This is a genomic window from Streptomyces adustus (genome assembly GCF_009377175.1).
GTDB lineage: Bacteria > Actinomycetota > Actinomycetes > Streptomycetales > Streptomycetaceae > Streptomyces > Streptomyces adustus.
Map to the genome: position 1 here is coordinate 12,254 of NZ_VJZD01000105.1, position 17,318 is coordinate 29,571.

The following is a 17,318-nucleotide window of genomic DNA, read 5'->3' on the forward strand; positions in this document are numbered from 1 at the left end:
AAGCAGGGCCCAAGCTCGGCGACAGCCTCGGCGACGTCGCTGCCGTCGTCCCGTTCTAAGTGCTGTTCCTCATCGTGATGGCGTTCGCCAGCAAGGCCGTGGCCCGCCAGTTCCGCCTCGATTCCGGCGCTGACCGGGCGATCGTCTTCACCGGCGCGACCCGCAACTCCCTCGTTGTCCTTCCGTTGCCCCTGGCGCTGCCCGACTCGCTTGCCGTCGCCTCGGTCGTCGTGGTCACCCAGACCCTGGTCGAGGTCCTCGGCATGCTCGTCTACGTCCGGCTCTGCCCGCGACTGGTCCCCGCCCACGACCCCGGTTCCGTGCCCGCCCCACCTTGACCCGTCAGAGCCGCAGCCCGGACGAGGCGCTCCCCGCGATGCCGCTCAGAAAGACGGACCGGCGTCACGGCATGCCCGCACCGTGACGCCCCGGCTACACACTGCGGACGGGCTACGTCATCAACTCGATGTGCGGATGCTCGGGCTCCGGCGGGCAGACGAACAGGTGCTGCCGGTAGCCGCTGCCTATCTGGACACCGGTCGCGTTGTAGCCGCGGTGGCCGGGGTACGGTCCAGCACCTGGGTGGGGGTGCGGAGACCAGCTGTTCCCGGCGTCGTCCCCTTCCTCGAACGTGGCGATGGTCATCAGGACCTCCATGCCGGTGCCGCACTCGGAGCAGGGCTGCGAGCTGGGGTCGGTGGAGTTCCAAGCGGGCCAGCCGCCGACCTTCCAGCCGGGTGCGTCGGACAGCACACAGTCGTAGTACGTGACCGGGTCCATGTCTTCCTCTGCTGCCTGCGGCACACTCCACTGCTTGAGCTGCTCCCGAAGTTCTTCGCGCAGCTCCAGATGGTCGGGGTACTCGGTGATCTGCTCCGGTTCGAGCACGCACGGTTCCGGTAGATAGCCGTCGAACTGCACTGCGGGCGGCTCGGGGGGCGTGTCGAGAGTGTCGGTGACGGCGGCTGCCGAACGCCAGAAGAGCAGGGTCCTGGGCATGATCGGGTGATCGAAGGGGCACCACAGAACCTGCAGCAGGTCCTTGCCCTCCGGCGGGCTCAGATCGGGCACATCCCTTACGTACAGCTGCGCGACGGGCAGCATCGCTATGGGGCCGTCGTACGCCTGGACCGCCAGCCTCACCGGATAGGGGGTCGGATCCGCTCGAGAGCCTCCCGTTCCTCCGGAGTCAGGTCCCGGCCGTGCGAGGCGGCGAAGATCCGTCGTTCCAGCCGCAGATCCGCCGGGGAGTGGGCTGGGTTGATGCCATCCACCACATGCGGTTCCTCGCAGTGCGGCCACGGCTCCTCAGCGGGCCACAGCAGCGGCCCGCCGATCGAGCTGTCGTGCTACGTCGGCGCCCCAGGGCGGGGGTGCAGGCGGGTCGCCGTGCGGGCCAGCGGAGCCAGTTGGGGAAAGACCGCGCCAACGTCGATCGGCCGTGGCGGAGTGACAGGAGTGACATTCATGGCCGCAAGCTTGCCAATCGCCTCTGACAACGGCCCTCGTGGTCGCCCCACGAAGAGTTCCGGCACGGGCGTCACCCGGGAGAGCGCTACCGCCGGTCCGTTGGCGGCAGATCGCCCGCGAGCAGGTCCACGATCGCCGCGTGGATGTCCGCCCACGCGCGCGGTTCGTCGCCACGTACCACCTGGACAGGGACGACCTTGACGCGTCCATTTCGTCCAGGCCGCCGCCGGTCAGGAGATGGTCCATCACGATCTCCATCGGCAGGCCGTGGCCGAACCCCTTGAAGTTGAGCATCTCGCCGATGGTGAGGTACGCAGACGGCCCTGGTGCGCCCCATGGGGCGGCTATGTCTTTGGTCAAGCCATCTGGGCGCCCGCAGGGGGTCTCCGTGAGGAGCGTCCGTTGCCCGTGGCAGTGCCGGCCCGGCGGGAAGCGCCGGCGCGGCGCCCGCCGGCCTCGTACCGACCGTCTTCTTCGGCGACTCCTGCACCGCCGACTTCGGCATCGCCCCCGACCGGCAGCTTCGCCGTTGCCTCCACGACGGCACGTTGCCCTGCGGGGTCCGGATCATCGGCGCTCTGGTCCGGGTGTAAGCGCTGCCCGCCGCCAGAATCATCGAGGTCACCACAGACCGGTTCCATGGGGACGGCATCGGCTCGTTCTTGACCATCGACCGTCACTGCGTACTGTTCCCGCCCGGGCTGGGTCGGCTTGTCAAGGACCGGGTCGCCGGTCCAGGCGCCACCGCTCGCATGCGCCGGGCACTGGACGAAGTCTCCCCTTACCTGCTGCCGGGCAAGTTTCCCCATCGGCCCCGCAACCCTCGTGGGGTGGCTGACCTGCTCAGACAGCACGGACCGCCGGTCCTCAGTGCCTGGAACACCGCCCTGGTCGAGGCCGTCACCACGCTGCCGCGCATCGTTATCGCCGACCTCTTCGGCATCAGTGCCTGCACCGCCGCGGAGACCTGGTCGAAGTACGCCAGCGGCAGGTGGACGCACTGAGCCCTTTCCAACCTGCCGGTGTGGTGCGGTAGTTGACGTGACAGACGAGTGAAGCCCCTGGTAGACGGGTTCACGACCAAGATCACCCGCTCCGCCAGAGGCTTCACATGCTTGTCTACCCGTCTGGACTGGACCTGTCCAGCTCGCATCTTCGTTTCCTCACCGCGCGTCTCCGTGAACGTCGCCGCGCGATCGGCAGCCGGTGGCGCCGGCTGAGCGCCGGCTGAGCGCCGGCCGACAGGCCCTGCTCACCCTCGCCCATCTGCGCAACGGGCATCCGTACGCCCAGCTCGCGGCCGGATTCGGCATCGGGACCACGACCGCCTACCGTTACATCGCCGAAGCCGTGGAGGTCCTGGCTGCTCTCGCGCCGAGCCTTGCCCAGGCAGTACAGGGCGCATCGACGAAGGCGTTCGTGCTGCTGGACGGGACGCTACTGCCGACGGACCGCATCGCCGCGGACCGGCCCTTCTACTCCGGCAAGCACAAGAAACACGGCATGAACGTGCAGGTCCTGGCCGACCCGGCAGGCCGACTGCTGTGGGCCTCACTGGCCCTGCCCGGCGCGACCCACGACGTCCGCGCCGCCCGCGAGCACGGCATCATCGGCACCCTCGCCGAGGCTGGCATCAAGTGCTGGGTGGACAAGGGCTATCGAGGCGCCAAAGGCACTGTCCGCACCCCCTGCTGGGGTCGCTGGGAGACGCTCTCTACAGGTCAGCAGGCCGTCAACTGGTCCCACGCGAAGATCCGGGCCCTCGTCGAACCCGCCATCGCCACCCTCAAGACCTGGCGCCTCCTGCGCAAACTCCGCTGCTCGACCACCCGCATCACCAGCCTCGTCCAGGCCGTCCTCACCCTCCACCTCGCCAGCTCGAACTGAAGTTGGAAAAGGCTCAGTGCCTCCCCGCATGAGCGGCCGCCTGTTTCTTCGCAGGCTGATTCGGTGGAGCGACCCTACCTTCAGAAGGTTCCAGAGCAGTTGGGCACGGCGAGGAGCTGAACGTGAAGGCGCCAGCCCGCACCTCGCCGCAGTTCTTGGAGGAGGCGCCGGATGTCCTGCGGTATCAAATTATTTTGGCCCACGAGTTCACGATCATGAGCTTCTCACCCCCTTAGTTCGTGCCCGGCCTCAAGGACGGGTCCGTAATAGGAGCAAGGGGGGATCTCTGATGGACCCGGCCACGGCCGTCATCGTCTCGACCGTTATCGCTAAGGTCTGCACACTGCTGACACTTTGGATCCGCCTGCGCGGGCGAGCGCGCCGTGAACAGCAGCGGCAGCGCTACCTTCTTCAGGTCACCGAGGCGGTGGCCTCAGACGGCCAGGTGGAGCTCGATGACCGGGACGCCGAGGGCAACCTCCTGCATGTGAAGATCACCCGCATTTCGGTTCCAGGGGAGGACCAGGCAGCGTGAGCAACCACCTGGGAGACAGCGTCGACCCCCCGGCGCCTGCGGCCCCCGGCTCACCGGCACCTCCAGCCCCGCCCGGTCAACGCCACGGCGCCCGGCAGCGGACGGACGAGGAGTTCTCCGACTTCTACCGCGAGAACATCCGTCCCCTGACCGGCTTTTTGATCAATCATGGTGCCGGCGTCCAGGTGGCCGCGGACATTGCCCAGGAGGCCATGACCGATGCCTACCGGACCTGGGAAAACATCTCCTATCCGAAAGCCTGGGTCCACAAAGCCGCCTCCCGCACGCTGGCCCGCAGAGTTGCCTCCGTCGAGGAACCCGTCTATGACGTCCCCGAACCCTCCGCACTGGTGCCCCGCCCCGACGCCATCGCGGAATGGGAAGCCCGGCATGATGCGCTCCCCTTACTGCGCAGCCTGCCGATGAAACAGCGACAAGCCCTGGCTTGGACCCTGGCCGACTTCACTCCCACCGACATCGCCGACCACCTCGGCGTTCCAGCCGAGAACGTGCGCGCCAATCTGAAGAAGGCCCGCCGCACCGCAGCCGCCTACCTCAAGGCACGGGAGGAGGAACAGTGACCCGCCACCCCGACCCCGGCGACCAGGCTGCGCACCACTGGCTCACCCAGCACCAGCACGCCCTGACTCACGCCCTCGACGATCTCCTCGATACCGCGGCCGGCCTGCGCGAAGTCCTCCTCCAGTCCCACCACGACACCGCTACCAGCAACCTCGACACCGTCCTCGACACCGAAGCCGGCCTGGCCGCCATCCTCCCCACCCCTCCAGCCCCAACGGCCCACACGCCGCACCACCCCACCGAGACAAGGGAACTCCTCCACACACTCTGCCCCGCAGACCGCATGATCCTGCGCAACAACCCCGAAGTGAAAGCAGCCAGTCAAGCCCTCGCTCTCGATCACGTTCTCGACCGCGCTCGTGCCTTCGACCTCACATTCGACCTCGCCTGCGAACTCACCGTCGACCTTGAGCGCGCGATCGAACGCGCCGTCGCCGTCCACCTTGACCACGACCTCGCTGTCCACCTCGACCTCGCTCAAACCGTCGCCGCCGACCTCGAGCTCGCCCGCCACCCCAACCGCAACCGCGACCGCGCCTTTGACCTCGTCGTCAGCCTCACCGTCGCTCGCGACCGCGTTGTTGACCACGACCTCGCCCGCGACCTCGACTTCGCTCTCGCCCGCGCCCGCGACCTCGCCCGTGCCTTCGACGTCACCCTCGACCTTGACCTCGACGTCGGCCTTGTCTGTGGTGTCATCGTCGAAATTCGTACCGCCGAGGTTGGCCGGGCCATCGGCTTGGCACTCGGCCGGGAGCCCCTCGTTCTCGACAGGGACTCGTTGCACGGGCTCTTGGATGACTTCACCACCTCCGACCTGAGTAGCACCGACCTGACCGGCGTCGACCTCAGCGGTGTCCACTGGTCCGAACACACCACCCACTGGCCGCCGGGCAGTGATCCAGAAGGCCTCAAGTCCCGCTCGGACGAGTCCCCACCCGGCAGCGGTGTCTGGATCGTCCGGTCCGGCACCGCCACTGAGCTGTTTCCAACCTCAGTTTGAGCAGGTCAGATGCAGGGTGAGGACGGCCTGAACCAGGCTGGTGATGCGAGTCGTGGAGCATCGCAGCTTGTGCAGGAGTCGCCAGGTCTTGAGGGTGGCCATGGCCTGCTCGACGAGCGCACGGATCCTCGCATGCGAGCGGTTGACAGCCTGCTGACCTACGGAAAGCGTCTCCCAGCGACCCCAATAGGGCAGCCGTATGGTGCCGCCGGCGCCCCGGTAACCCTGGTCGGCCCAGCACTCCACGCCGGCTTCCTCCAGGGCGTCGATGATGCCGTGGGTTCGCGCGGCCTTGATGTCGTGGACCGCGCCGGGCAGTGCGGGCGATGCCCACACCAGTCGCCCGGCGGGATCGGTGATGATTTGCACGTTCATGCCGTGCTTCTTATGTTTCCCAGAGTAGAAGGGCCGGTCGGCCGCGATTCGGTCGATCGGCGGCAGCGTGCCGTCCAGGATCACGAATGCCTTGGTGGAGGCGGTGCAGGCCGCGGTCCGCAGGTCGGGAGCCCGCGCGGCGAGAACTTCGACGGCCTCGGCCACGTACCGGTACACCGTCGCGATCCCGACTTCGAAGCCGGCGGCGAGGTGGGCGTAGGTGTCACCGCAGCGAAGATGCGCCAGGACCAGCAGCGCCTGGCGCCCTGCGGACAGACGGCGCCACCGGGTCCCCTGCTCTCGATGCCGCGTGCTCAGCTGGCGGGCGAGAAATCGCAGGGACGAGGTGGACAGATCGATCCCCGATGGGTAGACAAGCACGCGGAAGCTCCTGGCTGGACAGTTGATCTCGACAATCACCCGTCTAACAGGAGCTTCTCTACGTCTCCGCACTGCTCCTCACCCCAACTCCCGCCACACGAAGCCAGGTTGGAAACAGCTCACTATCTCGCCGCCTGCACCTGACGGCGCGGTTCGCCGTTGCCGTCCGGCTTCATGGTCATTCACGGAGACAGGGCGGGTGGGATGTGCACAGTCATGATCAGGTGACAGGCTGCGGTGCCTGACCCGCGGTAGGTGTGGGGGACGTCGCCCTCGAACGTGGCGGTCTGCCCGGCTTCGACGGGATGCTCGGTGCCATCGACGACGAGGACCATCTGTCCGGTGGTGATGCTGACGGTTTCCACGACGCCGGCCTGGTGGGGGTGGCTGGGGTACTCCTCGCCGGGTTCCAGTTTCCACCGCCAGACCTCGACCGGGGCGGGTCCCGATGTGGTCAGCATGAGTCGTGCCTCGCCGCCCTTCTCTCCGGCCCACAGCGGCATGACCGCGTCGGCGGACACGACCCGGACACGGCCTTCGGCCGGTCCTTCCAGCAGTGCGGACACCGAGACGCCGAGGGTGTCGGCGAGGCGGACCAGGGTGGCGAAGTTGGGGTTGCCCTGGGCCTTCTCCAGGGCAACCAGGGCGCCCTTGCTGACTTTGGCGCGGCGGCCGAGTTCGTCCAGGGACAGTCCGGCGCGGGTACGGGCCGCGCGGACGTTGTGCGCGAGCGTCCGCAGCGCCACCTCGGTCTCGGCCATCGCTATCACCTCTTCAGACAGTGGACCAATGCATTGGACCGCACGGTCGTTTGGTTGACGACTCTCGGTCGGTGCGTTGTACGGTGTAGTCGTTCCATAGATAGTAAGGGATGTACCACCTGTGATCGCTCTGCTGCTGGCCCTGGGCAGCTCCCTGGCCTACGGATGCGCCGACTTCCTCGGCGGCCTCGGCGCCCGCAAGGCCCACGTCCTACGTACCGTGATGATCGCCGCCCCGGCCTCGCTCACCGTCGAACTGCTGCTGTGGCCCTTCCTCGGCGCCTCCTTCGCCCCCGCCACTCTTGCCTGGGGCGCCGCCTCCGGCATTGCGTCGGCCGCCGCGTTCGCCTTGCTCTACCGCACGCTCGCGATCGGCCCGATGAACGTCCTGTCCCCGGTCACCGCCTTGGTCTCGGCGATGCTGCCGGTTGGCGTGGGCCTGGTGCAGGGCGAGCGCCTGGGCCTGGCCGGACTGATCGGCCTGCCACTGGCGCTGGCAGCCGTGGTACTGGTAAGCGCCGGGCACGGCGCGGAGTCGGCCCGCCCGTCGCGCACCGCGCTGCTGCTGGCCTTCGGCGCCGGGGCCGCGATCGCCCTGCAGCTCGTCTTCCTGCACCAGGCGCCCTCCGACAGCGGCGTCGGCCCGCTGATCATCGGTCGCGCCGTGTCCTCCGCGGTCACCCTAGCCGCTACCGGTGTGATGTTCCGGCGGCTGGGTTCGGAGAAGCCCGCGTACGCGATGTCGGCGACGGCCGGCGTGCTGGACTCGGTGGCCAACCTGTTGTTCCTGCTGGCCGCCCGCAACGGTGACCTGACTGTCGTCGCCGTGATCACCGCCCTGTACCCGGCCGGTACCGTCCTGCTCGCCCGCAGCGTCCTCGCTGAGCGGATCCACCGCGGTCAGCTGATCGGCCTGGGCGCCGCCGCCGTCGCCGTCAGCCTTCTCGCCCTCACCTGACCCGCCCGCCCAACCACCTTCATTGAACGGACCACCTGATGACCGCCTTCCGGATAAGCACCGCTGTCGCCGATGCCTTCCCCGACACCCTGATCGCCGTCGTCACTGCCACCGGCCTGCGCGGTGGCGAGCCCTGGCCCGCCACCGCGGCCGCCCTGGAGGACCTGGAGGCCCAGCTCGCCGACGGCGCCTGGCAACCGGCCGACGAGAGCGACCCGCTCATCGAGGCGTGGCATGCCGCCTACCACTCCTTCGGCACCAACCCGCGCCGCATTCGCCCCAGCGTCGACGCCCTGGGCCGCCGCCTCGCGAAGAAGGGCACTCTGCCCCGGATCAATCCGGCCGTCGACTCGTACAACTACGTCTCTGTCCGCCACGGCCTGCCTGCCGGCGCCTTCGACCTCGACCACGTAACCGGCGAGGTCGAGATCCGCTATGCCGACGGCAGCGAGAGTTTCACGCCGCTCGGCGAACCCGACACCGTCGAGAACCCCAGGCCCGGCGAGATTATCTACACCGACACCACCGACGTGCTCACCCGGCACTGGAACCACCGCGACGCCCACCACACCCGCGTCACCGAAGACTCCACCCGCGTCTCCTTCGTCCTGGAAACCGTCGCCGCCACCCGCGACGGGGACCTCCTCAAGGTCGCCGCGGAGGACCTGCACGGCCTCCTCGTTCCGCACACCCGACAGAGCACCGTCTACTACCTCAGCCCGGCGCACCCCGACGCCACCGTCTGACCACCGCCCCCCTGGCCCGCCCGCCTGCACGGCGGCACCGGGTTCACGATGGCAGGGGCTGCACCCCGCCGCCGACAAAGGACCACCCGCACCCCCTGGAGGTTCGTCTTGTTCACCGGTCTGAGCGCCTTCCCGCTCACCCCCATCCCCGGGAACGGCAACGTCGACGAGAAGGCGTTCGCCGCACTGGTCAACCGGCTCGCTGCCGCCGGTGTCGACTCGATCGGGGCGCTGGGCTCCACCGGCTCGGCGGCCGGGCGGGCCGCACCGCTGACGTAGGCTCAGCCGGTATCCGCCTCGTAGAGAGTCCGCCCGGGTGACCGTCGTCGTAGCGCCGCCACGTCCTGTCGGTGGGCTGCTGCATGTCCAGCAGCTCGCCCGCGTCGAGGACGGCGAGCGGCTTCACGCGCTGCTGTGGAGAGCGGGCGACGGCTGGCGCATGGTCTCCAGTGCCGTGCTCGGCGGGGGTCTGGGGGAGCGTGCCTGGGTCCTGAACGCCCAGGTGTCCCACGGGTATCGGCGCACCGACCCCGACCGTCACCTTGCCGGGCTGGCCGACGCTGCGGGCGTGCACGGGACAGGGGTGGGACTGATGACCGCGGCCGATGTCACGTCGTACGGTCTGGCCCACGACGGGGGCATCGATGCAGTCGTCACCGCGGGTCTCGGAGTCAGAGGGTGGGCGGCAACGCCCGACGAGGGCAGCGCGTTGCCGGCCGCCCCGGGCACGATCAATATAGTGGTCGCGCTCCCGGTGCCGCTGACGGACGCGGCTCTGGTCAACGCGGTGGCCACGGCCACCGAGGCGAAGGTCCAGGCGCTCGTCGAAGGTGGCTACGACTGCTCGGGTACGCCGACTGACGCCGTGTGTATCGCGGCACGCACCGTGCGCGGCGGCGAGGAGGCCCACGCCTTCGCCGGCCCGCGCTCTGTGTGGGGTGCCCGGCTGGCGCGGGCCGTCCATGCGGCCGTAGGGGCGGCATCGAGTGCGCCGTGAGGGCGCCGAGGCGCGTCAGGCGGCTCGGGGACACCCTCCGTCATCATTGTCCCGTCAGGTGATGACGCTGTGAGCCTGGCGTTCCGGCGGCCAGCAGGCGGCATTCAACTCGCGTACACCCGGTTTCAAGATCCTTCCGCCAGAGTTCCGCCTCGTGCCTACCTCACACTCGCGTGTCAGCGCCGCCTCCCTCTGTGCTGTGGCTTTGGCCTTCTCAGGATTGCTCGTCACGGGACTGGTCGCCGCGTCGCCCGCGGCCGCCGCCGACCCGGCCGGCTACCAGAACGTCCGGATCAACGAAGTCACCTCGTCCGGCAACGACACGGTAGAGCTGTACAACGCCGGCTCCGCCTCCGTCAGCATCAGCGGCTGGAAGATGTCCGACGACAGCTTCTCGCAGCAGACCTTCGCCCCGTCGTCCCCCACGATCGCGGCGGGCGGCTTCGTCACCTTCAACTCACCCAAGGGGCTGGGCGATTCCGACAAGCTGGTGATCTACACCTCCGGTGGCACGGTGGTCGACCGCGTCGAGTGGGCCACCGACAAGGCCAAGCCGGCGATGGCGCGTTGCGGCGGCGACGGCACCGGGGCGTGGGTGACCACGACCACCGCGGCCACCTTCGGCGCCGCCAACGCCTCGGGTTGCCCGTCGTCGGTCTCGGCGGCGAGCAAGGTGCGCGTCAACGAGGTCACCTCCGACGGCGCGGACACCGTGGAGCTGTACAACGGCGGCACGAGTGCCGTGAGCATCGGTTCGTGGAAGTACGTCGACAGCGACACCAGCCACTCCGCGGCCTCGGTCTCGTCCTCCTCGCCGAGCGCGACCAGTATCCCCGCAGGCGGCCGCGTCACGTTCAACTCCACCCTTGGACTGGGTGACAACGACTCCGTCTTCCTGCTCGAGGGCAGCGGCAACACGGTCGACTCCGTGACCTGGGCGACCGACGGCGCCAAGCCGTCGGACGAGCGTTGCGCCGACGGCGCCGGCTGGTTCCAGAGCGCCGTGACCGCGACGCTCGGCAGCGCCAACTCCTGCTCGGGCAGCGGCGGTGGCGGCACCGGCGGCGGTGGCGGGCAGAGCGGCCAGTTGTTGGGCGGAGGCGGCTCGCTCACCAGCGGCTGCACCCCCGAGGCGCCCAGCGGTACGGGTTCCACCCCCTCGGGCACCCTGGCGTGGCCGGGCGGGCTGGACGTCACGATCGCCGACAACGTCTGCGCGTTCACCACGTCCAGCGGCCCCGAGGGTCGTGACGTGAGCGGCCTGGCCTTCGACCCGTCGAACCCGTCCGTGCTGTGGGCAGCCAAGAACAAGAACTGGCTGTACAAGCTGATCAAGAGCAACGGGCTGTGGATCCCCGATGCGTCGTGGAGCGCGACCGGAAAGCAGCTCCGGTTCTCGAACGGTTCCGGCCAGCCGGACTCCGAGGGCCTGACGGTCGGCGGCAACGGCCACGTCTATGTGACGTCCGAGCGCGACAACGCCAACAACACGGTGCCCAAGGACACGATCATGGAGTTCGACCCGGCCGCGACCGGCTCGACCCTGACGCCGGTCCACCAGTGGGACATGACCTCGCAGTTCCCGCAGCTGAACACCGGCAGCAAGGACGACGCGAATCTGGGCTTCGAGGGCGTCGGCTACGTCCCGGACAGCTGGCTCACCGCCAACGGCTGGGTGGACCCGCTCACCGGTGCTGCGTACAACCCGGCGAACTACCCGCTGCACGGGTCGGGCCTGTTCTTCGCCGGCCTGGAGTGGGACGGTTCCCTGCACGTCTACGGCCTCAACTCCGACGGCACGTTCACCACGTTCGGCACCATCGCGACCGGCAAGTCCTCGGTGATGGACGTGACGTACGACGTCGGAACCCAGCGCATCATCGCGACCTGCGACAACACCTGCGGTGAGACGCACACCTTCATGAAGGTCAACGCGAGCGGTGCGATCGTCCCGGACGTGACCTACACGAACCCGGCCGTCATGCCGACCGACAACCTCGAGGGCTTCGCGATCGCGCCGACGTCGACGTGCGTCAGCGGCTCCCGCGAAGCGGTCTGGTCCGACGATGGCATCTACGGCTCCGGCTCCGGGACGTCCGCCTACGGGCACGCGCTCTACAGCGGCACTTTCCCCTGCTGAGTGTCGCGGCCGAAGCGGCACGGCCGGGCGTGGCGCCCGGCCTCCGTCCGAGGCGAGACAGGGGTCGTTGAGGCTCCACAGCAGTACACGACGGTGAAGCTCCCGGCAGGCGGGGTGACGGACACGACGCCCACGACCGCCGGGAGCTTCACCGCACGCTGTTTTCGACCTTGTGGACCGGCTCTGGCGCTGCGGCCGGGCCACGGGGCTGGTGTGCTGGAGGTGTGCCGGAACCGCCCGGCCGGGGGGATCGCCAGGCCGTAAGGACCACCCGGCACGCTTTCACCCGCAATCTTCGTCCGGAAGGTGCACACCATGTCCACGCAGAACACCGCCAAGCCGTTGCAGGGCCGTGTCGCGGTCGTCACCGGAGCCTCCAGCGGTATCGGTGAGGCGTCCGCCGAGAAGCTGGCCGCCCTCGGCGCGCATGTCGTCGTCCTGGCCCGCCGGGCGGAGCGGCTGGCCGACCTGGTCGCCCGGATCGAGAAGGACGGCGGCAGTGCCACGGCGATCGCCGCCGACGTGACGGACAAGGCAGCCCTCCAGGTAGTCGCCGACCGGGTGGCGGCCGAGCTGGGCGGCGCCGACCTGCTGTTCAACAACGCCGGTGTCATGCTGCCCGCCCCGGTCGAGGAGCTGGCCACCGACCAGTGGCAGCAACAGATCGACCTCAACATCACTGGCCTGATGAACGCCATCGGCGCCTTCACCCCGCAGCTGGTCGAGGCCGCCGCCGAACGCGGCGTGGCCGACCTGATCAACACCTCGTCGATCGCGGCGCAGAACATCTTCCCGAACTTCGCCGTCTACTCGGCCACGAAGGCCTACGTCAGCCATCTCTCCCGTCACCTGCGTGTGGAGCTCGGCCCGAAGAACGTGCGGGTGGCGGCGGTGGAGCCGGGCATCGTCGGCACCGAGCTGCAGGACCACGTCACCGACCGGGGTGCCCTGGACTGGCTGGAGAGCTCCAAGGAGACCATCGAGTGGCTGACGCCGCAGGACGTCGCCGAGACCATCGGCTTCATCGCCATGCTGCCGCCGCGGGCGAACCTCCAGCAGATCACGATCATGCCGACGGCTCAGGCCTCCTGAGCCCGGCCGCCGCCCGGAGATCCCACGCCCGGCCCCAGGCTGTGTCGGCTACGGCGGGTCGTGCCGTCGTCCGGGTTTCAGAGAACGGTGATCGTGCCGCCGCGGAGTGCGGCGATGTCCAGGGCGATGACGGCGGACGTTGGCAGACCGACGGCACATCGAAGCTCCGGCCGAGATCAGTCCCTGGGCGGTGTCGGCTCGTCCGGCTTGAAGCGTCGCCGGATGTCCGGGCGGTCGAGCAGCTTCGGCGGTGGGCTGACCGCGGTGGTGTCCATTGCTGCCATTGGGAATGCATGGGCTGCTTGTGACATCGGCAACGGCGTAACCAATGGCATGACTTTGCTGGTTCTTGTCCCTTTCATGTGGATCGCCGCTGCGGTTTCGTGGGTGATCCTGCACAGCACCCTCAAAAGACGTCATCGCAGGACAGCCCTGACTGCAGGGCTCATCTTCACCCTGTGGTTCACCTGGTTCGTTGTCACTTGGCTCGGCATGCCGGACTCCTACCCCGCCCCGTTGTGCCCGGGCAACGTCCCACCCTGGTGGCCGAGCTTCATCCCAGCATGACTCCGGCGTAGCCTGTGAATGGCCTCGGCAGCGACGCCGTCCGGCAGGACGACCTGCCTAGTCTCCATACCCTCGCCGCCGGCATCGACCGCGACCTCGACGCCGTCACCGCCGGATTGACCCTGCCCTGGAGCTCGGGCGCGGTCGAGGGGCATGTCAACCGGATCAAGATGCTCAAGCGCCAGATGGTCGGGCGTGCCGGCTTCGCCCTTCTGCGAAAGCGCGTCCTGCTCGCACAGTGATCGCAATGTCAGCGGCTGCTGCGAGGATCCCGGCGAGACGAGGAGATCAGCATGGGCACCTGGGACGCTGGCCCCTTCGGCAACGACACGGCCGCGGACTTCGCCAACACGCTCGGCGACGCCAAGCTTGAGGTGCGCGAGGCGCTGATCCGTGGCGTCCTCACGCGCACCGTCGACGCCACCGGCTGGCTCGCCGAAGGGGAAGAAGCGGTGGCCGCCGCCGCACTGATTGCGGCCCAATGTCCAGGCGGCGACCCAATCGACACACCTTACGGCCCTGAGAAACCCATGCCCGCCTTTCCCAACGATCTTCGGAGGCTCGCGGACGAGGCCCTCGCCCGCGTCATCAGCGACGAGGCCGGGCCAGCCTCGAACTGGGTCGACCCGGCAGACTGGAAGCAGTGGCGAGCCAACCTCACCCGCCTCCACACAGTCCTTGCCCCGCCTCCACCGTCCATCCCGCTGTTCGATGTCGAGCAATGACAGAACGTCACTCGCCACAAAACCTGGGCCAGAACCCCAGATTATGAGGTCACCTGGGGTGATGGGGCCTCTGCGAGGGGCCAGGATCTCCACCGGTCTGCTCGTCGCCCCATGTTGTTGGATGTTGAACGGTCTGGTGAGGGTGGGGAGCTGTCAGCGGCCACCTGGGATCCCCCGCGGACGGCCAGTTGCGATGCAGCAGTCGGTGACGAACATGCGGGCTGGCCGAGGCGCACGCCGGCCATCCATTTCGGGCCGCACCGAAGCGCCCGCTCGACGGGCAGCGGGGGATGGATGCACCCGCCGGAGGTGTGTGCCGGCGGTCGGGTCTACGTGTCTCGTTCTGCGGTGAGTCGCTGAAGTAGGTCGAGCAGGGTTGCGCGGTCCGCGTGGGGCAAGGCGGAGAAGCAGTCGGCGAGCACCTCGTCGGCAACCTTGTGGCCGGCCGCCAGGACTTGCTCGCCGGGGGGCGTGAGGTGGTGCTCGATGCGCCGGCCGTGTCCCGGTCGGCGTTCCACGAGGCCCTGTGCTGCGAGGCGGCCGACGAGCGTTCCGAAGGCTTGCTCGGTCTGAAACGTCGCTGCGGCCAACTCGCGGGCCGATGAACCGGGTGAGCGGCTGATCGCACGCAGGGCGTCCCACTGGGCCAGCGTCGTGCCGATGGCCGAGAGTGCGCTGTCTAGTGCCCGATGCTGTCGATACTGGGCTTGTTTGACCGCTCTGCCGAGTTCTTGCAGCTCACCATGCATGGAGTGAGTCTACATCGCAACTAAGCTAGCTTATATAAAGATGTTTAGTTACCGTGGTGGGCATGCTCAACGACACATCAGCTGTGTACGCCGACCTGTCCCTCACTCTGTCCGAGGCCGGAGCCGGCAGGCCGGTTCTCATCCTGCACGGCGGCGGAGGCCCCGCCACAGTCGCCGGCCTCGCCCAGCACCTCTCCCGCATCGCCCACACCCTCACGCCCGTGCACCCCGGCTGGGACGGCACGCACCGCCCCGCATGGCTCACCGGCATCGACGACCTCGCCCTCGCCTACCTGCACACCCTGCGCGAACGCGGGCTGCGCGACGTTCTCGTCGTCGGCTCCTCGCTCGGGGGCTGGATAGCCGCCGAGATGGCCGTACGCGACAACGCGGGAAGCATCACCGGCCTTGTCCTGATCGACGCTGTCGGCGTGGAGGTCGAGACGGAACCGATCACCGACTTCTTCGCCCTTGACGCCCGCGGCGTTGCGGAGCACTCCTGGCACGACTCGGACCGTTACTACCTCGACCCAGCCGACGTCCCATCCGAAGAACTCGCGCGCAGGCAAACCAACATGGCCACCATGCGCATCCTCGCCGGCGACCCCTACATGCACGACCCCAAGCTGCTGCGCCGGCTTGGGCACATCCAGGCGCCTGCTCTCCTGCTCTGGGGTGAGAGCGACCGCATCGTCACCCCCGCTTACGGCGCGGCGTACGCCGATGCTTTTGGCAACGGCCGGCTCGAGGTCATCCCCAAGGCGGGCCACCTTCCGCAGATCGAACAACCGGAACCCACCTTCGCCCTGATCGACGCCCACCTGCGCCAGACGAGCAACCCGTTCCATCAACAGTGAGTAACTGTCGGCGGCCAGTTACCTCCCCACCAGGTCCCATTCATCGAGTAGTTGGACCCGAAACCACACCTCGTAGGGCTCATCATCCGGATCTTCCCCAAGGCGTGCGCGGCCGACTGCGAGGAGAAACCCGTGCTTGCCGTCAAAGAGTCCGTACCCCGTGGCCATGCGGTGCCGGCCCGCGTTGACCTTGTCGGCGAAGTCCGAGGCACCCAGGTCGGCAACCTCAGCCGGCTGTGAGTCGAAGCGCCCATGCTCAGGCCCGGCGCTCGCAGGGCCCGTGACGGGAGGGGTGAGGCCGCGCGGCGGCTCGGTCTCACCACAGCAGGGTGCCCGGGCCGCCCTTGAACGGCCCGCGCACCTCTGAGGTGATCCAGCCGCCGTAGAAGTCGCCCTCCTGTGCTGTGACGGCCTCTCCGGCGACCGTGCAGCGGTCCATGCGGCTTGGGTAGAAGGCGAAGTAGTCCTTGAGGGCAGTGAAGCCGGGTTCGGGACGGGGATAGCTCCAGGCGGCGTCGGCGCGGACGTCGTCTGCCACGACGACGTCCCAGTACCGGGCCGAGCCTTTCCACTCGCACCAGGTCCGGCCCGAGAGCGCCGGGATCAGCAGCTTTGTACGGACGTCCGCCGCAGGGATGTAGAACACCGGCGGATGACTGGTCTCCAGTACCCGCACGGACTTCCGGGTCTGCGCCACCACCTGGCCCGCGCACTCGACCCGCACGACGCGGTCGTCCTCCCATACGGCGGGCGGGCGCGGGTAGTCCCAGACGGACTCGGGCGGCCGTGGGGCGGAATGCGGCACGGGTTGTTCCGAGAGCGGATCCAGGTACACCTCGTCCTCGTAGCACCAGGCCCACTCCTGGCCGCGGGCCAGGGTGCGGGCCACCGGGTGGCCGCTGGAGACGAAGTGCGTCGTCGCGTGGGCGCCGGGGGAGCTGTCGCTGCAGCCCACATGGCCGCAGGTCAGGCAGAGCAGCAGGTCGGCCGGCGCACGTTCGCGTGCCGCGCACGTCGTGCATGTCTCACTCAGCGGCGCCGGTTCGGCCGTCCAGGTGTGGGAACAGGGCCTGCCCGAGGGCCGTCCGCCGTCGTGCCGGGGCGCCCACTTCGTCATCGGTGATCACCGGCCGGTGCAGTGCTGTCCACGATCTCTCCTTTGCCGTCCCTCGTCTCGCCCCGTGCTTCACCCCCACCCCGCGCAGGGGATGCAGGCGGCGGGCAAGTGCGCCGCCGTTCAGCGGGGCCGGCGAGTGCCGTCGTGCCGGTGTCGGCCGGGTTGATCGGAGCCGGCCGCCCAGCCGGCGAGGAGCTTGAGCCGGTCCTCGTCGGGGCATCCCCCAAGCCGACGGCACGTTCGTCGCCGTCGAGTTTTCGGGTCGGGGCCTGCCGGAGAAGGTCTGCGACGTGCTCGGAGGCCGCTTCGAGGCGCTTCTCGCCGAAACCGGCGTGGATACCCGTGGTCGGGTGGGCGTCTGGGGGCTGGGTGGTGT

Annotated in this window: 18 protein-coding genes and 3 pseudogenes; 15 read left to right on the forward strand and 6 right to left on the reverse strand. The window is 68.8% G+C overall.

Features of this window, described 5'->3' with window-relative positions; all coding sequences use genetic code 11:
* Positions 1–8: 8 nt before the first annotated feature.
* A pseudogene (locus tag FNH09_RS24305) lies at positions 9–338 on the forward strand (arsenic resistance protein); the annotation flags it as partial.
* Between the two features lie 112 nt (positions 339–450).
* Here FNH09_RS24305 and FNH09_RS24310 read toward each other — a convergent pair.
* Positions 451–1,143 carry a hypothetical protein gene (locus FNH09_RS24310; RefSeq protein ID WP_238427060.1) on the reverse strand — a complete coding sequence of 231 codons (693 nt, stop codon included), beginning with the start codon at positions 1,141–1,143 and terminating at the stop codon, positions 451–453.
* 1,157 nt (positions 1,144–2,300) lie between these two features.
* Between FNH09_RS24310 and FNH09_RS46765 the strand changes: the two genes are divergently transcribed.
* The 5 genes and pseudogenes from FNH09_RS46765 (at position 2,301) to FNH09_RS48825 (ending at position 5,477) form a co-directional block, all read left to right on the forward strand.
* Complete coding sequence (locus FNH09_RS46765; protein ID WP_156110833.1) at positions 2,301–2,474, forward strand: hypothetical protein; 174 nt, start codon at positions 2,301–2,303, stop codon at positions 2,472–2,474.
* Positions 2,475–2,581: 107 nt separating this feature from the next.
* Positions 2,582–3,357, forward strand: a pseudogene (locus FNH09_RS24315) (transposase family protein).
* A 289-nt stretch (positions 3,358–3,646) separates the two neighbouring features.
* On the forward strand, positions 3,647–3,892 hold the full coding sequence (locus tag FNH09_RS24320; protein WP_152891481.1) for a hypothetical protein: 246 nt from the start codon (positions 3,647–3,649) through the stop codon (positions 3,890–3,892).
* Positions 3,889–4,473, forward strand: coding sequence for an RNA polymerase sigma factor (locus tag FNH09_RS24325; RefSeq protein WP_152891483.1), 585 nt, complete (start codon positions 3,889–3,891; stop codon positions 4,471–4,473). The genes FNH09_RS24320 and FNH09_RS24325 overlap by 4 nt, the downstream gene beginning before the upstream one ends.
* A complete protein-coding gene (locus FNH09_RS48825) occupies positions 4,470–5,477 on the forward strand; it encodes a hypothetical protein (protein WP_238427062.1) in 1,008 nt (335 codons plus the stop codon). The genes FNH09_RS24325 and FNH09_RS48825 overlap by 4 nt, the downstream gene beginning before the upstream one ends.
* On the opposite strand, the gene FNH09_RS24335 is transcribed toward FNH09_RS48825, so the two are convergent.
* Both FNH09_RS24335 and FNH09_RS24340 read right to left on the reverse strand, forming a co-directional pair.
* Positions 5,469–6,233 (reverse strand): IS5 family transposase, encoded by a 765-nt coding sequence (locus tag FNH09_RS24335; RefSeq protein ID WP_162469023.1) that lies wholly within the window; start codon positions 6,231–6,233, stop codon positions 5,469–5,471. The two genes, FNH09_RS48825 and FNH09_RS24335, sit on opposite strands and share 9 nt — an antisense overlap.
* Before the next feature lie 182 nt (positions 6,234–6,415).
* Positions 6,416–6,994 carry a helix-turn-helix domain-containing protein gene (locus tag FNH09_RS24340; protein ID WP_152891485.1) on the reverse strand — a complete coding sequence of 193 codons (579 nt, stop codon included), beginning with the start codon at positions 6,992–6,994 and terminating at the stop codon, positions 6,416–6,418.
* A 121-nt stretch (positions 6,995–7,115) separates the two neighbouring features.
* Between FNH09_RS24340 and FNH09_RS24345 the strand changes: the two genes are divergently transcribed.
* The 8 genes from FNH09_RS24345 to FNH09_RS24385 all read left to right on the forward strand — a co-directional run bounded on the left by FNH09_RS24345 (position 7,116) and on the right by FNH09_RS24385 (position 14,219).
* Positions 7,116–7,952, forward strand: coding sequence for an EamA family transporter (locus FNH09_RS24345; RefSeq protein WP_162469019.1), 837 nt, complete (start codon positions 7,116–7,118; stop codon positions 7,950–7,952).
* Between the two features lie 38 nt (positions 7,953–7,990).
* Complete coding sequence (locus tag FNH09_RS24350; RefSeq protein WP_152891487.1) at positions 7,991–8,698, forward strand: B3/B4 domain-containing protein; 708 nt, start codon at positions 7,991–7,993, stop codon at positions 8,696–8,698.
* A 108-nt stretch (positions 8,699–8,806) separates the two neighbouring features.
* Entirely contained in the window at positions 8,807–8,977 is a 171-nt protein-coding gene (locus tag FNH09_RS24355; protein ID WP_238427063.1) for a dihydrodipicolinate synthase family protein, read from the forward strand.
* 37 nt (positions 8,978–9,014) lie between these two features.
* Complete coding sequence (locus tag FNH09_RS24360; protein ID WP_162469020.1) at positions 9,015–9,695, forward strand: adenosylcobinamide amidohydrolase; 681 nt, start codon at positions 9,015–9,017, stop codon at positions 9,693–9,695.
* Between the two features lie 199 nt (positions 9,696–9,894).
* Positions 9,895–11,835, forward strand: coding sequence for a lamin tail domain-containing protein (locus FNH09_RS24365; protein WP_338017673.1), 1,941 nt, complete (start codon positions 9,895–9,897; stop codon positions 11,833–11,835).
* Positions 11,836–12,150: 315 nt separating this feature from the next.
* Complete coding sequence (locus FNH09_RS24370) at positions 12,151–12,927, forward strand: SDR family oxidoreductase (protein WP_152891491.1); 777 nt, start codon at positions 12,151–12,153, stop codon at positions 12,925–12,927.
* A gap of 581 nt (positions 12,928–13,508) precedes the next feature.
* Positions 13,509–13,736 (forward strand): hypothetical protein, encoded by a 228-nt coding sequence (locus FNH09_RS24380; protein WP_420802776.1) that lies wholly within the window; start codon positions 13,509–13,511, stop codon positions 13,734–13,736.
* Between the two features lie 51 nt (positions 13,737–13,787).
* The gene (locus FNH09_RS24385; protein WP_152891495.1) at positions 13,788–14,219 is read left to right on the forward strand and encodes a DUF4259 domain-containing protein; all 432 of its coding nucleotides are present in this window, start codon (positions 13,788–13,790) and stop codon (positions 14,217–14,219) included.
* A 329-nt stretch (positions 14,220–14,548) separates the two neighbouring features.
* On the opposite strand, the gene FNH09_RS24390 is transcribed toward FNH09_RS24385, so the two are convergent.
* Positions 14,549–14,968 (reverse strand): MarR family winged helix-turn-helix transcriptional regulator, encoded by a 420-nt coding sequence (locus FNH09_RS24390; RefSeq protein ID WP_152891497.1) that lies wholly within the window; start codon positions 14,966–14,968, stop codon positions 14,549–14,551.
* Positions 14,969–15,030: 62 nt separating this feature from the next.
* On the opposite strand from FNH09_RS24390, the gene FNH09_RS24395 reads away from it, so the two are divergent.
* Positions 15,031–15,825 (forward strand): alpha/beta fold hydrolase, encoded by a 795-nt coding sequence (locus FNH09_RS24395; protein ID WP_152891499.1) that lies wholly within the window; start codon positions 15,031–15,033, stop codon positions 15,823–15,825.
* 316 nt (positions 15,826–16,141) lie between these two features.
* On the opposite strand, the gene FNH09_RS47750 is transcribed toward FNH09_RS24395, so the two are convergent.
* Both FNH09_RS47750 and FNH09_RS47755 read right to left on the reverse strand, forming a co-directional pair.
* The gene (locus FNH09_RS47750; RefSeq protein WP_338017674.1) at positions 16,142–16,660 is read right to left on the reverse strand and encodes a DUF427 domain-containing protein; all 519 of its coding nucleotides are present in this window, start codon (positions 16,658–16,660) and stop codon (positions 16,142–16,144) included.
* Positions 16,658–16,942: pseudogene (locus FNH09_RS47755) on the reverse strand (UBP-type zinc finger domain-containing protein); the annotation flags it as partial. The pseudogene FNH09_RS47755 and the gene FNH09_RS47750, both read right to left, overlap by 3 nt.
* Between the last annotated feature and the right edge of the window lie 376 nt (positions 16,943–17,318).